The sequence below is a fragment of the Massilia sp. Root133 genome (genome assembly GCF_001426525.1).
In the GTDB taxonomy this organism is placed as follows: domain Bacteria; phylum Pseudomonadota; class Gammaproteobacteria; order Burkholderiales; family Burkholderiaceae_D; genus Telluria; species Telluria orientalis.
Genome location: NZ_LMEW01000012.1, coordinates 48766 through 64016 on the forward strand (window position 1 = coordinate 48766; position 15251 = coordinate 64016).

The window sequence follows — 15251 nt, forward strand, 5'->3', positions numbered from 1 at the left end:
GGCCAAAGCTGCTTCCGCTCGCTACGGTTTCTCGAGGTCCCGATACGCTAGTGGTGTGCAGAGTATCTTTTTGTTGTTTGTATAGGTAACGCGGTCTTGGGTTTTCGTTCCACTCCGAATTAAAAGGTTCATCATGAACGTCCATCAATTCCTGCTGATCTTGCTTGCACGGAAGAAGATCATCCTGACGACCCTGCTGGTCACGGTCGGGCTGGCCCTCGGGTTCAGCCTGATCCAGGCCAAGACGTACAAGGCAACGGCATCCGTTCTGTTGAACTACAAAGGCGTGGATCCATTGACCGGGCTGACGATGCCCGGGCAGTTGCTGCCGGGGTATATGGCCACGCAGATCGACATCATCAGCAGCAAGAACGTGGCGCTGCGGGTCGTCGACGCGCTGCACCTGGCGAATAGCCCGGCCGTCGTCGAACAGTTCAAGGATGCGACCGAGGGCAAGGGTTCGGTGCGCGACTGGCTGGCCGACCTGCTGCTGAAGAAACTCGAGATCGTGCCGTCGCGCGAATCGTCCGTCGTCGAGATCAGCTTCAAGGGCGCGGACCCCGCGTTCGCGGCCGCGGTGGCGAATGCGTTCGCCGACGAGTACCAGAAGATCACCGTCCAGCTGAAGACCGATCCGGCCAAGAAGACGGCCTCGTACTTCAACGAACAGACCAAGCAACTGCGCGACAACGTCGAGGCCGCGCAGGCCCGCCTGTCCAAGTACCAGCAGGAGAAGGGCATCGTCAGCCTCGACAACAACCGCGTCGACGTCGAACTGGCGCGCCTGAACGACCTGTCCGCCCAACTGGTGGCGGCGCAGACGGCCGCGATGGAAGGCAACTCCCGCCAGGCCGCGGCCGGCTCCGCGCTGACGTCGCCGGACGTCGCCAACAACGCCCTGATCCAGACGATGCGCGCCAACGTCGCCCAGGCGCGCGGCAAGTTCGCCGACACGTCGCAGCGCTACGGCAAGAACCATCCGCAATACCAGGCCGCCAAGGCCGAGCTCGACAAGGTGCAGGGCGAGCTGAATGCCGCGCTGGGCACTGTCTCGCGCAGCGTGGGTGCGAACGCCCAGGTACTGCGCCAGCGCGAGGCGGAACTGCGCCAGGCGGTCGCCGAGCAAAAGGCGAAGGTACTTGAAATGAATCGCGCCCGCGACGAACTGGGCGTGCTGCTGAAAGACCTCGACAGCGCCCAGCGCGCGTTCGATTCCGCGTCGCAGCGCTTCTCGCAGACGCGCATCGAGGCGCAGTCCGAGCAATCCGACATCTCCCTGCTGAACCCGGCCGTGGCGCCGACGCAGCCGTCGGGCCCGCGCGTGCTGCTGAACACGCTGATCGGGTTCCTGCTGGGCACGATCCTCGGTGTCGGCCTGGCGCTGCTGCTGGAACTGCTGAACCGTCCGGTGCGTTCGGCCAGCGACGTCAAGGACATGCTGGGCATCCCCGTGCTGGGCACGATCGAATGGAAGTCGCCGCGTGGACGGACGGGGGGCATCCGCTCGCTGATGACGCCGCGCCGCCTGCTCCGTCTTAACTGATCCTGGATCCCACCATGAACTCTCCGATATTCAACACGCTCCCCGCCGGCGCCGGCGCCGGTCCCGAGACCAGCATGGGTGCCTTGCTGCTCGACTCGGGCAAGCTCAAGCCGGAAGACGCCGAACGCGTGCTGCGCATGCAGAAGGAGACCGGCATCCGCTTCGGCGAAGCGGCCGTGCGGCTGGGCCTGGTCAGCGAGGACGATATCCAGCAGGTGCTGGCGCGCCAGTTCTCGTACCCGTATCTGCAGAAGGGCCAGGCCGGCCTGTCGCCGAAGCTGCTCGCCGCCTACGATCCGTTCTGCCCGCAAGTCGAATCGCTGCGCGCGATCCGCAGCCAGCTGATGCTGCGCTGGTTCGCGCGCGGGCGCCGCGCGCTGGCCATCGTCGGCGTGGATCCGGAAGACGGGTCCGCGCTGTTCGCCTCGAACCTGGCGATCGTGTTTTCCCAGTTGGGCGAGCAGACGCTGCTCGTGGACGCGAACCTGCGCGCCCCGCGCCAGCAGGACGCGTTCGCGCTCAAGCCGCGCCAGGGCCTGTCCGACCTGCTGGCCGGCCGCGCCGACCTCGACGTGATCGCGCGGGTGCCGGCGTTCATCGACCTGTCGATCATGCCGGCCGGTACGCTCCCGCCGAACCCGGGCGAACTGCTGGCGCGCGAAGGCTTCCGCAACCTCAACACGCAGCTCGAAAGCCGCTACGACATCGTGCTGTACGACGTGCCGCCGTTCCAGCTCGGCATGGATGCCGTCGCGGTGGCGAGCCGCGCCGGCGGCGCGCTGCTCGTCACGCGCAAGAACTACACGCGGATCTCGCACATCGGCCGCGCCGCCGAGCAACTCGTCGACGCCGGCTGCGAAGTCCTCGGCTCGGTGGTGATGGAGTTCTGACATGGACACCGGAGCACGCGCCAGCACCGTGCGGCAGCATGCACCGGACCTGCGTGCACTGCGCGGCGTCCTGCCCGAATGGTGGCCGGTCTTCCTGGGCCTGGCCATCCTGTTCGTCCCCACGTTCTACGACCTGTTCACCGGCGCCTGGGTCGGCGAGGAGCAGGGCCACGGGCCCATCATCTTCGGCCTCGCGCTGTGGCTCATCTACCGCAAATGGCCGGACGTGATCGAGGCGACGACGCCCCCGCGCGCCAGCTGGGCCGGCTGGCCGATCCTCGCCATCGGCCTGGTCGCCCACCTGCTGGGCCGGTCGCAGAACATCCTGATGCTGCAGATCGTCGCGATCATCCTCGTGATGGCGGCCGTGCTGCTCGTCAAGCGGGGCGGCCGCGCCCTCCGGGTGCTGTGGTTCCCGTTCTTCTTCATGCTGTTCATGGTGCCGCTGCCCAGCGAATTCGTCGCCGCGGTGACGATGCCGATGAAGATGGCCGTGTCGTGGGCGACGGAACACCTGCTGTTCGCGTTCGGCTACCCGATCAGCCGCTCCGGCGTGATCCTGCAGATCGGCCAGTACCAGCTGCTCGTGGCGGACGCGTGCGCCGGCCTGCAGACCCTGTTGACCCTGGAAGCGCTGGGCCTGTTCTACCTGAACCTGATGCGCCACCCGTCCGCGTTCCGCAACATCGGCCTCGCGCTGTTCATCGTCCCGATTTCGTTCTCCGCCAACGTCATCCGCGTCGTCGTGCTCACCTTGATCACGTATTACTTCGGCGACGCGGCGGGGCAGGGCTTCCTGCACGGGTTCGCCGGCATGGTCCTGTTCGTCACGGCGCTCGTGCTGATCCTGTCGATCGACTCCGCGCTGCAGTGGTTCATCCGGCGCAGGGAGGCAACATGAACCGCCGGTTCATGGCCAGCGTGCTCCTGGGCGTGGCGATGGCGGGCACGTCCGCGCTGACGGGCGCGCTCACGCCGAAGCAGAAGGTGGCCGCCGTCCAGGAACGGTTCGACCTCGAGACGATGATTCCGAAGCGCTTCGGCAACTGGACGGTCGACAACAGCGTCGTGCCGCTCACGCCCGACGAGACGCAGAAGGAACTCATCGCCACCCTGTATGACCAGACCCTGGCGCGCACCTACGTCAACGATGCGGGCCAGCGTGTGATGCTGTCGATCGCATACGGCGGCGACCAGAGCAAGCAGCTGCAGCTGCACCTGCCGGAAGTCTGCTACGTGGCGCAAGGCTTCGACATGGTGCAGGACCACAAGGCCGAGCTTCCGACCCACTATGGCACCGTCCCCGTGAAACGCCTCGTTGCGCGCCAGAACGCGCGCAACGAGCCGATCACGTACTGGGTGACGGTCGGCGACAAGGCCGTGATGTCCGGCCTGGGCCAGAAATACCAGCGCTTCCTGTACGGCCTGACGGGCAAGATCCCCGACGGCATGCTCGTGCGCGTGTCGACCATCGAGGCCGACGAACACAGCGCCTACCGCGTGCAGGACCGCTTCGTGAACCAGATGCTGGACGCCATGTCGCCGCACGACCGCACCAAGCTGCTGGGCGCAGCCACCAACAAAGGTTGACGTCCCATGCAGAACTTCCTCCTGGTCTTCTATACCTCGCTGCCGTTCATCGCCGTCGTGGTGCTGGCCATCATGGCCGTGGCCGGGATGGGCGTCGGGATGGTGTGGCCGCGCTTCCTTGCCTATGTGTACATCGCCGTGTTCTTCTTCAAGAATTCGACGAGCTACGGTTCGCTGGCGGCCGCCGCCGCGCCAGGCATCTACAGCCGCGGCTCGGGCGTGCTGTTCTTCCCGTTGCTGCTGTGGTGCATGGCGGGGGCGTGGTGCTGCGCGCGCGTGTCGGCCGGCTTCCAGCGCTATCCGGCGCCGCCGTGCAACCTGCGGCCGTGGTTTCTCGCGTGGGTCCTGCTGCTGGGCGGCCACGTCGCGGTGGCGCTGTTCTCCAACGTGACCCTGGCCGAAGCGCTGGCGCCGTCCGGCTTTTCCAACATCGTCTGGATGGCGCCGCTCGTCTCGCTGATGCTGCTGGCGTTCCGCACCCGCGAGCACGCGATCGAACTGTCGCGCTTCATCATGCTGGCGGGCCTCGGGCGCGCCCTGTTCGGCCTTGCGCGCTGGGCATTCCTCGGCGGCGACCCGAACAACGTGTATGCGAACATGAACGCCATCAAGATCAAGCTGACGTTCTTCGACATCAACGACAGCCTGCTGTGCACGATCGCGTTCGCCATCGCCGCGGTCAACCTGTTCCAGGTGGTGAAACACAGGCGCTCGCTGTTCTGGACCGCGATCGACTGGGCGACCCTGCTCGCGACGGCCGCGTGCATCGTGCTGTCGTACCGCCGCAGCGCGTGGATCGGCTTCGTGCTGGCCTTCCTGATCATCATGATGCGCTTCCCGCTGCAGCGCCGCATCCACATGATGGCGCTGGGCGCGCCCGTCCTCGGCGCGGGCCTGCTGTACGCGGCGTTCAGGCGCCTGGGCCATACGAAGGGCGCGAGCGGCGGCTTCTCGAGCCTGTTCTACGACATGGAATCGAAGCGCTTCGGCGCGGAAAGCGAGCGCGTGCTGGAACTGAAATTCGCATTGGCCGATTTCATCTCGCACCCCCTGACGGGCATCGGCACGTGGGGCCGCTACACGGGCTACCAGCACATCTCGTGGCAGGCGGGGCAGGACGGCGGCCTGTTCGTGCACAGCGGCGTGCTGCACATCGCCCTGAAGGCCGGGCTGCCCGGGCTGATCCTGCTGGGCGGCACCATCTGGGCGTTCACCCGACTCGCGCGCCACGCGCTGCGCACGTTGCCGCCGGACCTGCTGGGCCTGGCGACGGCCGGCGCCGCGGGTCTCGCGTTCATGCTGCCCGACCTGCTCGTCGGCACGCCATTCCCGCAGGTGCGCACGACGCAGATGCTGGCGATCTGCCTCGCGCTGCCGTACGTGGCGATGGCCGTGGCGAGCGCGCAGCCGGCCGTGCAGCCCGTCGAGTCCCGCAAGCGCCGCCACGTCAACCTGGTGCCGGCGCACGTATGAACCTCAGCCTCGTCCGCAACGCCTTCTCGAACCTGCTGGGCGCCGTGATCCCCGCGCTGGTGGCGCTGGGCACCGTGCCGCTCGTCGTGCAAGGGCTGGGCGATGCGAACTATGGCGTGTATTCGCTCGTGACGGCGATCGTCGGCTATTTCGCCGTCATCGACATCAACGTGACCGCCGGTTCCGTGAAATACATCGCGGAATTCAACGCCCGCAAGGACCAGGAACGCATCAGCGAGACCGTGTTCTTCGGCCTGTCCGTGTACTCGCTGGTGGGCCTCGTCGGCGGGCTGGGCCTGTTCTTCGGCGCCCACTTCTTCGTCACCCGCGTGTTCTCCGTACCGGCCGCGCTCGAACACGAAGCGGTCGCGACACTCCAATTGGCCGCGCTCGGCTTCTTCCTCGGCCAGTTGCAGAGCTATCTGCAAAGCGTGCCCCAATCGCTGATGCGCTACGACATCGCGAGCCGCATCGAGATGCTGTTCGGCACCGCCGTGCCGCTGCTGACGGTGGCCGTGCTGATGCTGGGCTATGGCCTCTTCGAAGTGATCCTGCTGCGCGTCATCGCGAGCGCGATCAATTGCGCCGTGCTGTGGCGCGGTATCCGCCGCCTGCTGCCGGACCTGCGCTACCGTAAGCCGGGCGCGGCGATCCGCAAGGAATTGCTGGGCTTTTCCGCGTACTCGTTCCTGAGCCGCTTCGCGACGCTCTCGTACGCGTACGCGGACAAGCTCATCATCGGCGCGCTGGTCGGCGTCACGGGGCTCGCCTACTTCACCGTGGCGTCCACGCTCGCGAACCGCATCCTCAGCCTCACGTACCGCCTGTCCGGCGTGTTCTTTCCGGCCGCGAGCGCGCTGGCGGCCCGTGGCGAGCTCGAGCGTTTGAACCGGCTGTACCTGAAGGCGAGCCGCTACGTCGTGTTCATCAACGCGTCCGTGCTCGTGCTCGTGGCCGTGTTTTCGTACCAGATCCTGTTCTACTGGATGAACCCGCAGTTCGCCCGCGCGGGGCAGGTCGTGCTGGCCGTGATGGCCCTGTCGCAATTCATCGATTCGCTGACGAGCCTGCCGTCCCTGGTGAACGACGGCATGGGCCATCCGCGCTTTTCCGGCATGTTCGCGCTGGCACGCGCCGTGTTCGGCCTGCTGGTCGTCTACGTGGGCGTCGCGGGCTGGGGCATCGACGGGGCCGCGTGGGGCCATCTGGTCGCGTCGGTGCTGCTGACCTGCGCCTTTCTCGTCGCCGTGCACGGCCGCACGGTGCCCGCGCGGCTTGGCGAACTCGTCCGTAAAGCCTACCTGCCCAGCGTGGCGGGCGTGGCCGTCGTCGCGGTCGCCGCCAACGCGGGCAACCGCCTGTTCGACGGCGGCCCGGTCGATTTGCTCCTGCTCGTGCTGCTGACGGCGGGCCTGCTGCTCGCGTACGGCAGCCTGTTCGTGATCGAACGGGACGACATGAGCACGGCATGGACGCGGGTGAAAGGGTTGTTATCGATGAGGAAAGCGGCTTGAAAGTCTTGATGGTGTCGGAAGACTTGCCGGGCACGCAGGTGGGCGGCCTGGGCAAGCATGTCGTGACGTTGTCGAACGCGCTGCTCGAGCTGGGGCACGAGGTCGACATCATGGGACGCAGCGACCGGTTCCACGGCGGCAGCGCGGCCGAAATCGGCTTCAAGGGGCGCGTGCTGCCCGGCTTCGATTTTTCCCGGCCGGGGTGGAAGGAGTCGCAGCTGGGCTTCTTCAATCCCGTCAAGCGGCCATGGTTCGCGCGCAGCATCGCGCGCGCGCTCTTGCGCGAGGCGGGCAAGTACGACGTCGTGCACTACCACGGCCACTTGCCGATGGCGGGGCGCTACGTGCCGCGGAGCGTCAACTTCGTGCAGACACGCCACGACCAGGGCAGCGAATGCGTGATCCATTTGCGCTTCAGGCAGGAACACGTGTGCACGACGCTCGACGCGCGCGATTGCGCCGCATGCATCCACCCGGCGCCGAATGCGGTGCGGCGCGAGATGTCCGGGCTGGCCGTGCGCCGCTACCGGTCGGAGACGGCGGAAGCGTTCTCGCGCCACAAGACGATCTTCGTGTCGGACTTCCTGCGCCAGGCATTCCTGCGCGCCGTGCCGGACGCGGACCTGTCGCGCGCCCGCGTGATCCACAACTTCATCCGCTACCCGTACCTGCGCGAGCGCGCGGCGCGGCCCGACGAGGTGAGGGCGGGGGAGGTCCTGCTCGTCGGCCGCATCGATGCCGGCAAGGGCTTCGGCGAATTCCTCGCGCAGGTGCAGGGCTGGCTGCCGAAGCATGCGCGCGTCACCATCATCGGCGATGGACCGCTGCGGGACCCGCTGGAGCGCCGCCATGCGAACGGGCAGGTGCGCTTCCTCGGCTGGCTGCCGTACGACGAGGTGATCCGCATGTCGGCGCGCAGCCACGTGCTCGTGATCCCGTCCGTGTGGGAAGAGCCGTGCGGCACCACCGTGCTGGAAGCGCTGGCCCTCGGCAAGCAGTGTCTCGCGCTGGCGCGCGGCGGCACGCCGGAGCTGGCCGCGTACCAGTATTACGACGGCCAGCTGCAACTGGCCGAGACCATGCCGCGGCTCGTCGAGCGGCTGGCCCACACCCTCGGCCGTGCGCCAGCGACGGTGCCGCTGCCCGATGCCTTTCCGATGGACGTGTTCCACGCCGTCCCCCAGATCCTGGACTTCTATCACGAGTGATCCCATGAACAAACCGACCTTTTCGATCGTCACGTGCACATGGAACAGCGCCGCCACCCTGGCCGACACCCTCGCATCCGTCCAGCGGCAGACCTGCCAGGACGTCGAACACATCTTCGTCGACGGCGGTTCCACCGACGGCACGCTGGAGATGATCGCCGCGTACCCGGGCAGGAAGCGCGTGCTGCGCGACGTGGGCGGCGGCATCAGCCGCGCCATGAACCAGGGCATCGAAGCGGCCACCGGCGAGTATGTGGCGCACCTGCATTCGGACGATTACTACGCCAGCGACGACGTGCTGCATGTCGTCGCGGAGCGCTTCGCCAGCGAACGCGTGGACTGGGTGTTCGGCACCGTGCAGGTGTTGAAGGATGGCCAGCTGGTTCCGCCGTACCGCATGGTGCCGTTCAGCTACCACGCGTTCGCGGCGGGCCGCGCGTCCGTGCCGCATCCGGCCGTCTTCATCCGCCGCAGCGCGTTCGGCCGCGTGGGCATGTTCGACGAAACACTGAAATACGCAATGGACATCGACCTGTGGCTGCGCCTGGGCAAGGTGGCGCAGCCGGCCACGATCGCCCGGCCCTTGACGGTATTCCGCGACCATGCGGGCAGTGTCTCGTCCGCCAACAAGATCAAGGCGCGCCAGGAAGAGTTCCAGGTCCGGCGCCGCTACCTGAAGGAGGCGCCGCTCGCGTTCGGCCTGTATTGCCTGCGCTACGCCAGGCGCATGCGCGCGCTGCGCGCCGAGGCGCACGCCGGCGTACCGGTAATGCAGTCGTAATGTTTGTTCCGGATTAAATAAACAACATGATTGTCGAAGTCATTAATTCGATGATGAATCGATCAATTTTGCCGAAATAACTGCACAGTTTTCAAAAAGCCTTTTCTTTTAAAAAAAAGCTTTTAGCTGCCTGGAAATATTACCGTTAATAAGGGGTCTACAGGGTCGTCCGATTTGTGGGGTATACGAGAAAAATCTTTGATTTCTAAGGGGATTTTTCCGCGAGAAAATTTATTTACGGTACTATTTCTCGTATCGAACAGCGCTCATTTGCATCAGCAGAGCGCTTCAAGCAAATCGGGCCCTGGCTTCCTGCCAACGGGCTGACCCTCTAGTCGTCCAGTTAATATTTCTCGGAGCAAGTACATGAAATTTCACCGGAAGGGCGTCGTCGCCGTCGCTGCACTGTCGTCGCTGTTGATGTCGTTCAGCGCGCGCGCCGACTGGGCCCAATCCACCGATCCCCTGGTCGTCCAGCCCGCGCCGGCCAATGGCGCCGTGCAGGCACAGAACCCGCCGGGATTTGCCTGGGCGCGTCATCCGACCGGTCCGGCCAGCTACGAGATCGAGATCACCCCGTCGGGCGGCTCGCCGGTGAAGGCGACGGTCGAGCGCAACTGGTACCTGCCGACCAAGGCATTGGCGCTGGGCAATTACACGTGGCGCGTGCGCCCCGCCGGTTCGACGGAATGGTCGACCCCGCGCGCGTTCGCGATCACGAGCAAGTCGACCGTGTTCGAAGTGCCCGACAACGCCACGCTGCGTTCGCGCATCCTGAACAAGGCGCGTCCCCGTTCGCTGGCCCCGTCGTTCACCGCGTACTCGACGTGGAGCTCGGCCAGGAAGGCCGACCTGGATCCGTACGTCAGCCGCATCATCAACGAAGTCAAGCTGCAGATGACGGCGCTGCCCGACCTGTCCGATTCGCGCTGGCCGATCGTGATCGCGTCGCCGCTGACGGCGCAGATGGCCTCGCAGCAGACCGACGTGCGCAACCGCATCAACGAATCGTCGCGCCAGCTGGAAGCGGCCGCGGTGCTGTGGCGCCTGAAGAAGGACCCGGTCCACCTGGCCGAAGCGCTCAAGCGCGGCGACCAGCTGGCCTCGCTGAATCCGGCCGGCCCCACCAGCTACGCCAACCAGGACCAGGCCACGCGCCAGATCGCGCTGTCGCTGCTGAAGGGCATGGACCTGCTGGCCGGTGACCTGGACGCGACCCGCAAGGCCAGGTGGCTCGGCGTCGTCAAGACGCGCGTGACGGAAATGTACGGCAACATCGCAGGCGACAACGGCCGCCTCGACCAGTACCCGTTCGATTCGCACGGCAACACGCTGATGATCTACATGGCGCTGATCTCGACCTTGGCGCTGGGCGACATCCCGGAAGCGCAGACGTGGTTCGACTTCACGTTCCGCGCGTACGTGAACACCCCGTCGCCGTGGTCGGGTGCGGAAGGCGGCTACGCCAACGGCACCGCCTACGCCGAGTACGCGGCGGGCTACATGACGGCGCTGTGGGACCCGATCGTCCAGGCGACCGGCGTGAACCTGTACGCCAAGCCGTGGACGCTGGGCTTCCTCGATTTCGCGACGCAGTTCACGCCGCCGGGCTCGAAAGTCCACGCTTTCGGCGACGGCTCCGAGACGAAGCCGGACCCGCGCGTATTCCGCGCCTTCGCCAACCGCATGGTGTCGCCGCGCGCCGCCTGGTACGTGGCCAACCTGCCGGGCCTCGAGGATTCGCTGTCCGTGGTCGAAGCGCCGTACCCGATGCCGGTGAGTGGCACGACGCTGAAGGTCCCGCCGTCGAACTCGGCCTATTACCCGAGCACCGGCTGGGTCGCGATGCACAGCGACATCGGCTCGACGGGCCGCACGTCGTTCTACTTCAAGTCCAGCCCGTACGGCTCGTTCAACCACAGCCACGGCGACCAGAACGGCCTGCTGCTGTCGGTCGCCGGCCAGCCGCTGCTGGTGAAGGCCGGCTGGTACGACTGGTACGGTTCGCCGCTGTGGACCGACTGGTACCACCAGACCAAGTCGCAGAACGCGGTCACGTTCGACGGCGGCAAGGGCCAGGTGGTCACCGGCTACCGCGAACAGCTGCAGCGCAACGGCCGCGTCACCGGCTTCTCGGCCCAGTCGACCTACGACTACGCCGAAGGCGACGCGACCCCGTCGTACGGCGGCCAGCTGACGATGGCCAAGCGCCAGATCTGGTACCTGCACGGCCAGAACGCGATGGTCGTGCGCGACAAGATGCAGGCGGTCGTCGCCCACACGTACGAGTGGAACTTCCACGCGCCGGTGGCGATGACGGTCGAAAGCCCGTCGAGCGTCAAGATCGCGGCGGGCGGCCAGTCGGTGTGCCTGCGCGACCTGAACGGCAATGCGCCGTTCGCCAAGTGGAGCGGCCCGGCGCCCAAGTCCGGCGTGACGGAAGACCACGGCGCGTTCTACCTGAAGAACGACGGCAAGTCGGCGGCCGAGTTCCTCGTGCTGATCGACGTCGGCTGCAAGCGTCCCACCACCAAGGTCGCCACGTCGGGCACGACCCGCACGCTGACGGTCGGTACGCAGTCGGTGAACCTGAACTGATTGGGACCTCGAGAAACCGTCGCGAGCGGCAGCAATGGCGTCTGAGAAGCGGAGCTGTACGGGAGTACAGTGAGCATCGCAGGACGACGTTGCAACGCGCAGCAGGTTTATCGACGTTCCAAACTCAGGCGTCACGTGGTGTCGTAACGCCCCGTGCTAGACTGGGCGCGATGACGACACAGGTATTCCTGATCCAGGCACACAAGGACCTGGACCAGCTCAATGCGCTGGTCGAGCAGCTGCGCGACGACGATTTTCGCGTGGTTGTGAACCTCGACCGCAAGTGCGCGCTCGACCCCGCCGCCGTACACCCGTCCGCGCGGCTCGTGCGTGACCGCGTCGACGTCCACTGGGGCACGTTCAGCCAGGTGCAGGCGGTGCTGAACTCCCTCGCACAGATCGTGGCCGAGGTGCCCGATTTCGACAAGGTCATCTTCCTGTCCGCCCAGGACTTCCCGTTGCTGTCGAATGCGCGCCTGAAAGAAGCGCTCGCGCGCCACGCCCACCAGGAACTGCTGGACACGGTCGCCATCGGCACCGGACCGGGCCAGTGGGCGGCCGGCTTCCGTTACCAGTATTTCTACCGCGACGACGGCCCGCGCCTGCTGCGCTGGGCCTGCCGCATCGTCAACCGCGCGATGCGCGCGACGGGCATCACGCGCCGCCTGCCGGGCGGCATGCGGCCATACGGCGGCTCGTCGTGGTGGGCGCTGTCGCGCGCCTGCGTGCAGGACATCCTCGCGCGCGTCGCGCGCGATCCCGGCCTCGTGCGCTTCTTCCGCCACTGCGCGTGTCCGGACGAGATGTTCTTCCAGACCCTCGTGATGAATTCGCCGTTCGCGCCCCGCGTGCTGGGCCAGAATTTCCGCTACGTGCAGTGGCCCGAACACGGCGCCCGCAACCCGAAAATCCTCGACGAAGGCGACTTCGAGCGCATCGCCGCGTCGCGCGCCCACTTCTGCCGCAAGATCGACAGCGAGGCCAGCGCCGCGCTGCTGCCGCGCCTGCTCGCGCTCAGGGCCGCCTAGGTTTCCTTAAGACTCGCGCAATTGTGCGCAGTGACGAGTAAGCTAGAATCGGATTCCATGCGTTGTTCATAAGGCAAGGAATCCATGCGTTCCATCCTCTTTGTCGTCCGCGATCCATTGCCCCCCATCCGCGCCGACGTGCGCACCCTGTTCGGCACGGAGATGCCCCGCTACGGCGTGGCGACGGAGCTGGTGGGGCAGGGCGGCAGCGGCGATGCGTCGCCGTGGCCGGCCGGCGGCATGCACGTCGTCGGTTCGCTGCGCAGCCGCTTCGCCAGCGTGTGCGCGCCGCTGTGGGACCTGCTGGGACTCGTGCGTGCGCTGCGCCACGGCCGGCCCGACTGCATCCAGGTGCGCGACAAGATCGCCAGCGGCGTGCTCGGACGCATCGTGGCCGCGCTGCTGCGCGTGCCGTTCCTCTACTGGATGTCGTTCCCCATCGTCGAAGGCTTCGAGGTCCGGCGCGACGACATCGGGCGTCACGGCCGCGGCCTGAAATGGCTGGGCCATGCGCTGCGCGCGTGGGCATCGCGCGCGGCCATCTACCGCTTCGTGCTGCCCGGCGCGCGCCACGTGTTCGTGCAGAGCGATGCGATGGCCGACTGGCTCGCCGCGAAAGGTTTCGATCGTTCGACCATGACGGCCGTGCCGATGGGCGTGGACGCGGCGCTGTTCGACCGCGCCAATGTCGAACCGGTCGACGATCCGCGCCTGGATAACCGCCGCGTCGTGCTGTACCTGGGCCGCATCGCCCGTTCGCGCCGCTCCGACTTCCTGCTCGACGTGGCGGACAGGCTGCGCGCAACCAATCCAGACGTGCTGCTCGTGATCGCCGGCGACGCCCCGTCCGACGACGAGATGGCGTGGATGCGCCGCGAAATCGCGCGCCGCGGCCTCGACGGCCACGTGTTGCTGACGGGCTGGCTGCCCCAGCGCACGGCGCTCGGCTATGCCGTGCGGGCCGAGGTGGGCCTGTCGCCGATCCCGCGCGGCACCTTGTTCGACGTGTCGTCGCCCACGAAACTCGTCGAATACCTGGCGCTCGGCATCCCCAGCGTCGCCAACGATATCCCCGACCAGAAACTTGTCATCGACGAGAGCGGGGCGGGCCTGTGCGTGACCATGGAGCCGGTGCCGTTCGCCGATGCCGTTCTGCAATTGTTAAATGATGGGGCGCTTGCTGCCGAGTTCGCATTACGTGGGCCACCGTACGTAACAAGCCACCGAACGTATGATATTCTCGGTAACAATGTTGCAAAAACTTACAAAAAAATCCTGACGGAGTCGCGGTAACAATGTCGATGTGGACCTACTCGCTGAAGTGCTCGCTGCGTTCGCTCGTGCGCGAAGCGGTCCGCAACGTCTGGGGCAGGGCGTTGGTCTATCCGGGCCTGGTCGCGAACGAACGCTCGCGCGAGGCGCTCGCCGCGTACGTCGCGCGGCGCGCCCGCCAGGTCGGCGTGCCGCTGGACGGCGACGGGACGGCGCTGCCGCGGCTGTCCGCCGGCAGCGCCATGCTGACGAAGGCCGACGTGCGCCAGCACCCGGAACGACTGGTGCGCCCGCGCGGCCCCGGTTCGTGGATCCGCACGACCATCAAGACGAGCGGCACGTCCGGCTCGCCGCTGACCATCGTGCAGTCGCTCGCCAACCTCGTGCGCGAGGAAGGTTTCGTGCACCGCCAGCTGCAATGGATAGGCTGGCGCAAGGGCCAGCCGCGCGCGTGGATCCGCGGCGACATCGTCTGCCCCGACCATCCGGCGGACGGCCGTTACTGGTGCCGCGACTGGGTGGGCAATATGCTCATGATGTCCTCGTACCATTTGTCGAACGATACGATCGGCCGCTACATAGCCGAACTGGAAAGCTTCGATCCCGTCGTGATCCACGCGTACCCGTCGTCGATCGCGGCGCTGGCCGCGTGGCTCAACGCGGCCGGTAGAAGCTATCGCGGACGCGCCCTCCAGGGCGTGATGACGTCGTCCGAGACACTGGCGCCGGACGTGCGCGCGGCCGTGGAGCAGGCATTCGGCGTGAAGGTGTTCGACTGGTACGGCCAGGCCGAGCGCGTGGCCGCCATCGGCACGTGCGAGGAGGGCCGTTACCACGTGCTCACGGATTATTCCGGCGTCGCACTGCTGGATACCGAGGGCGGTGCCTGCGAACTGGTCGGCACGTCGCTGAACAATGCCGCGATGCCGCTCGTGCGCTACCGCACGGGCGACACCGTGATCCCGGACGGAGAACCTTGCCCCTGCGGCCGGGTGTTCCCGACGATCAAGGCCGTGATCGGGCGCCAGGAAAAGATCGTCACCCTGCCGGACGGCCGCATCATCGCCCGGCTGGACCGCGTTTTCCAGGGCCATGACCGGCACCTCGTCGAAGGGCAGGTGCTGTACCGCGGCGCCGGCGAGTTCGTGCTGCGCGTCGTGACGGCCGACGGTTTTTCGGATGCGGACGAGCGGGCGCTGGTCGACAAGTTCCTGCTGCGCGTGCCCGGTGTGAAGGTGCGCGTCGAGCGCGTGGCGGCGATTCCGCGTGGGCCGAACGGCAAGTTCGAGTTCATCGCGATCGAGAGTTGAAGCGTGCGCACGGCGGAAAAATCATGATGTACTATCGAAATATT

12 protein-coding genes are annotated in these 15251 nt (G+C 66.6%); all 12 read left to right on the forward strand.

From position 1 onward, the window contains the following. The first annotated feature begins 133 nt into the window (after nt 1-133). Nucleotides 134-1543: a chain length determinant protein EpsF gene (gene epsF / locus ASD28_RS10935; protein ID WP_056127045.1), complete on the forward strand. Its 1410-nt coding sequence runs from the start codon at nt 134-136 to the stop codon at nt 1541-1543. 14 nt (nt 1544-1557) lie between these two features. Beyond that, nucleotides 1558-2433: a chain length determinant protein tyrosine kinase EpsG gene (epsG, locus tag ASD28_RS10940; RefSeq protein WP_056127047.1), complete on the forward strand. Its 876-nt coding sequence runs from the start codon at nt 1558-1560 to the stop codon at nt 2431-2433. Nucleotide 2434: 1 nt separating this feature from the next. Then, nucleotides 2435-3334 (forward strand): exosortase B, encoded by a 900-nt coding sequence (gene xrtB, locus ASD28_RS10945; RefSeq protein WP_056127049.1) that lies wholly within the window; start codon nt 2435-2437, stop codon nt 3332-3334. Then, on the forward strand, nt 3331-4023 hold the full coding sequence (gene epsI / locus ASD28_RS10950) for an exosortase-associated protein EpsI, B-type (RefSeq protein ID WP_056127051.1): 693 nt from the start codon (nt 3331-3333) through the stop codon (nt 4021-4023). Before xrtB ends, epsI begins: the two co-directional genes overlap by 4 nt. 6 nt (nt 4024-4029) lie before the next feature. Further along, nucleotides 4030-5496 (forward strand): O-antigen ligase family protein, encoded by a 1467-nt coding sequence (locus ASD28_RS10955; protein ID WP_056127053.1) that lies wholly within the window; start codon nt 4030-4032, stop codon nt 5494-5496. Then, entirely contained in the window at nt 5493-7010 is a 1518-nt protein-coding gene (locus ASD28_RS10960; protein ID WP_056127055.1) for an oligosaccharide flippase family protein, read from the forward strand. Before ASD28_RS10955 ends, ASD28_RS10960 begins: the two co-directional genes overlap by 4 nt. Continuing rightward, nucleotides 7007-8218: a glycosyltransferase family 4 protein gene (locus tag ASD28_RS10965; RefSeq protein WP_229412386.1), complete on the forward strand. Its 1212-nt coding sequence runs from the start codon at nt 7007-7009 to the stop codon at nt 8216-8218. Before ASD28_RS10960 ends, ASD28_RS10965 begins: the two co-directional genes overlap by 4 nt. 4 nt (nt 8219-8222) lie before the next feature. Beyond that, complete coding sequence (locus ASD28_RS10970; protein ID WP_082579125.1) at nt 8223-8999, forward strand: glycosyltransferase family 2 protein; 777 nt, start codon at nt 8223-8225, stop codon at nt 8997-8999. A gap of 366 nt (nt 9000-9365) precedes the next feature. After that, nucleotides 9366-11597 carry a heparinase II/III family protein gene (locus tag ASD28_RS10975; RefSeq protein WP_056127057.1) on the forward strand — a complete coding sequence of 744 codons (2232 nt, stop codon included), beginning with the start codon at nt 9366-9368 and terminating at the stop codon, nt 11595-11597. A gap of 170 nt (nt 11598-11767) precedes the next feature. Further along, nucleotides 11768-12625, forward strand: a complete 858-nt coding sequence (locus ASD28_RS10980) for a beta-1,6-N-acetylglucosaminyltransferase (RefSeq protein ID WP_056127058.1) — start codon at nt 11768-11770, stop codon at nt 12623-12625. Between the two features lie 84 nt (nt 12626-12709). Beyond that, on the forward strand, nt 12710-13918 hold the full coding sequence (locus ASD28_RS10985) for a glycosyltransferase (protein ID WP_056127060.1): 1209 nt from the start codon (nt 12710-12712) through the stop codon (nt 13916-13918). Nucleotides 13919-13920: 2 nt separating this feature from the next. After that, nucleotides 13921-15207: a phenylacetate--CoA ligase family protein gene (locus ASD28_RS10990; protein ID WP_229412387.1), complete on the forward strand. Its 1287-nt coding sequence runs from the start codon at nt 13921-13923 to the stop codon at nt 15205-15207. The last annotated feature ends 44 nt before the right edge of the window (nt 15208-15251 follow it).

Bases quoted from the DNA above. Each gene is read 5' to 3' on its own strand.
- ASD28_RS10955 (WP_056127053.1), top strand. From the start codon at position 4,030: ATGCAGAACTTCCTCCTGGTCTTCTATACCTCGCTGCCGTTCATCGCC.
- epsG (WP_056127047.1), top strand. From the start codon at position 1,558: ATGAACTCTCCGATATTCAACACGCTCCCCGCCGGCGCCGGCGCCGGT.
- epsI (WP_056127051.1), top strand. From the start codon at position 3,331: ATGAACCGCCGGTTCATGGCCAGCGTGCTCCTGGGCGTGGCGATGGCG.
- xrtB (WP_056127049.1), top strand. From the start codon at position 2,435: ATGGACACCGGAGCACGCGCCAGCACCGTGCGGCAGCATGCACCGGAC.
- ASD28_RS10960 (WP_056127055.1), top strand. From the start codon at position 5,493: ATGAACCTCAGCCTCGTCCGCAACGCCTTCTCGAACCTGCTGGGCGCC.
- ASD28_RS10985 (WP_056127060.1), top strand. From the start codon at position 12,710: ATGCGTTCCATCCTCTTTGTCGTCCGCGATCCATTGCCCCCCATCCGC.
- ASD28_RS10980 (WP_056127058.1), top strand. From the start codon at position 11,768: ATGACGACACAGGTATTCCTGATCCAGGCACACAAGGACCTGGACCAG.
- ASD28_RS10990 (WP_229412387.1), top strand. From the start codon at position 13,921: ATGTCGATGTGGACCTACTCGCTGAAGTGCTCGCTGCGTTCGCTCGTG.
- ASD28_RS10975 (WP_056127057.1), top strand. From the start codon at position 9,366: ATGAAATTTCACCGGAAGGGCGTCGTCGCCGTCGCTGCACTGTCGTCG.
- epsF (WP_056127045.1), top strand. From the start codon at position 134: ATGAACGTCCATCAATTCCTGCTGATCTTGCTTGCACGGAAGAAGATC.
- ASD28_RS10970 (WP_082579125.1), top strand. From the start codon at position 8,223: ATGAACAAACCGACCTTTTCGATCGTCACGTGCACATGGAACAGCGCC.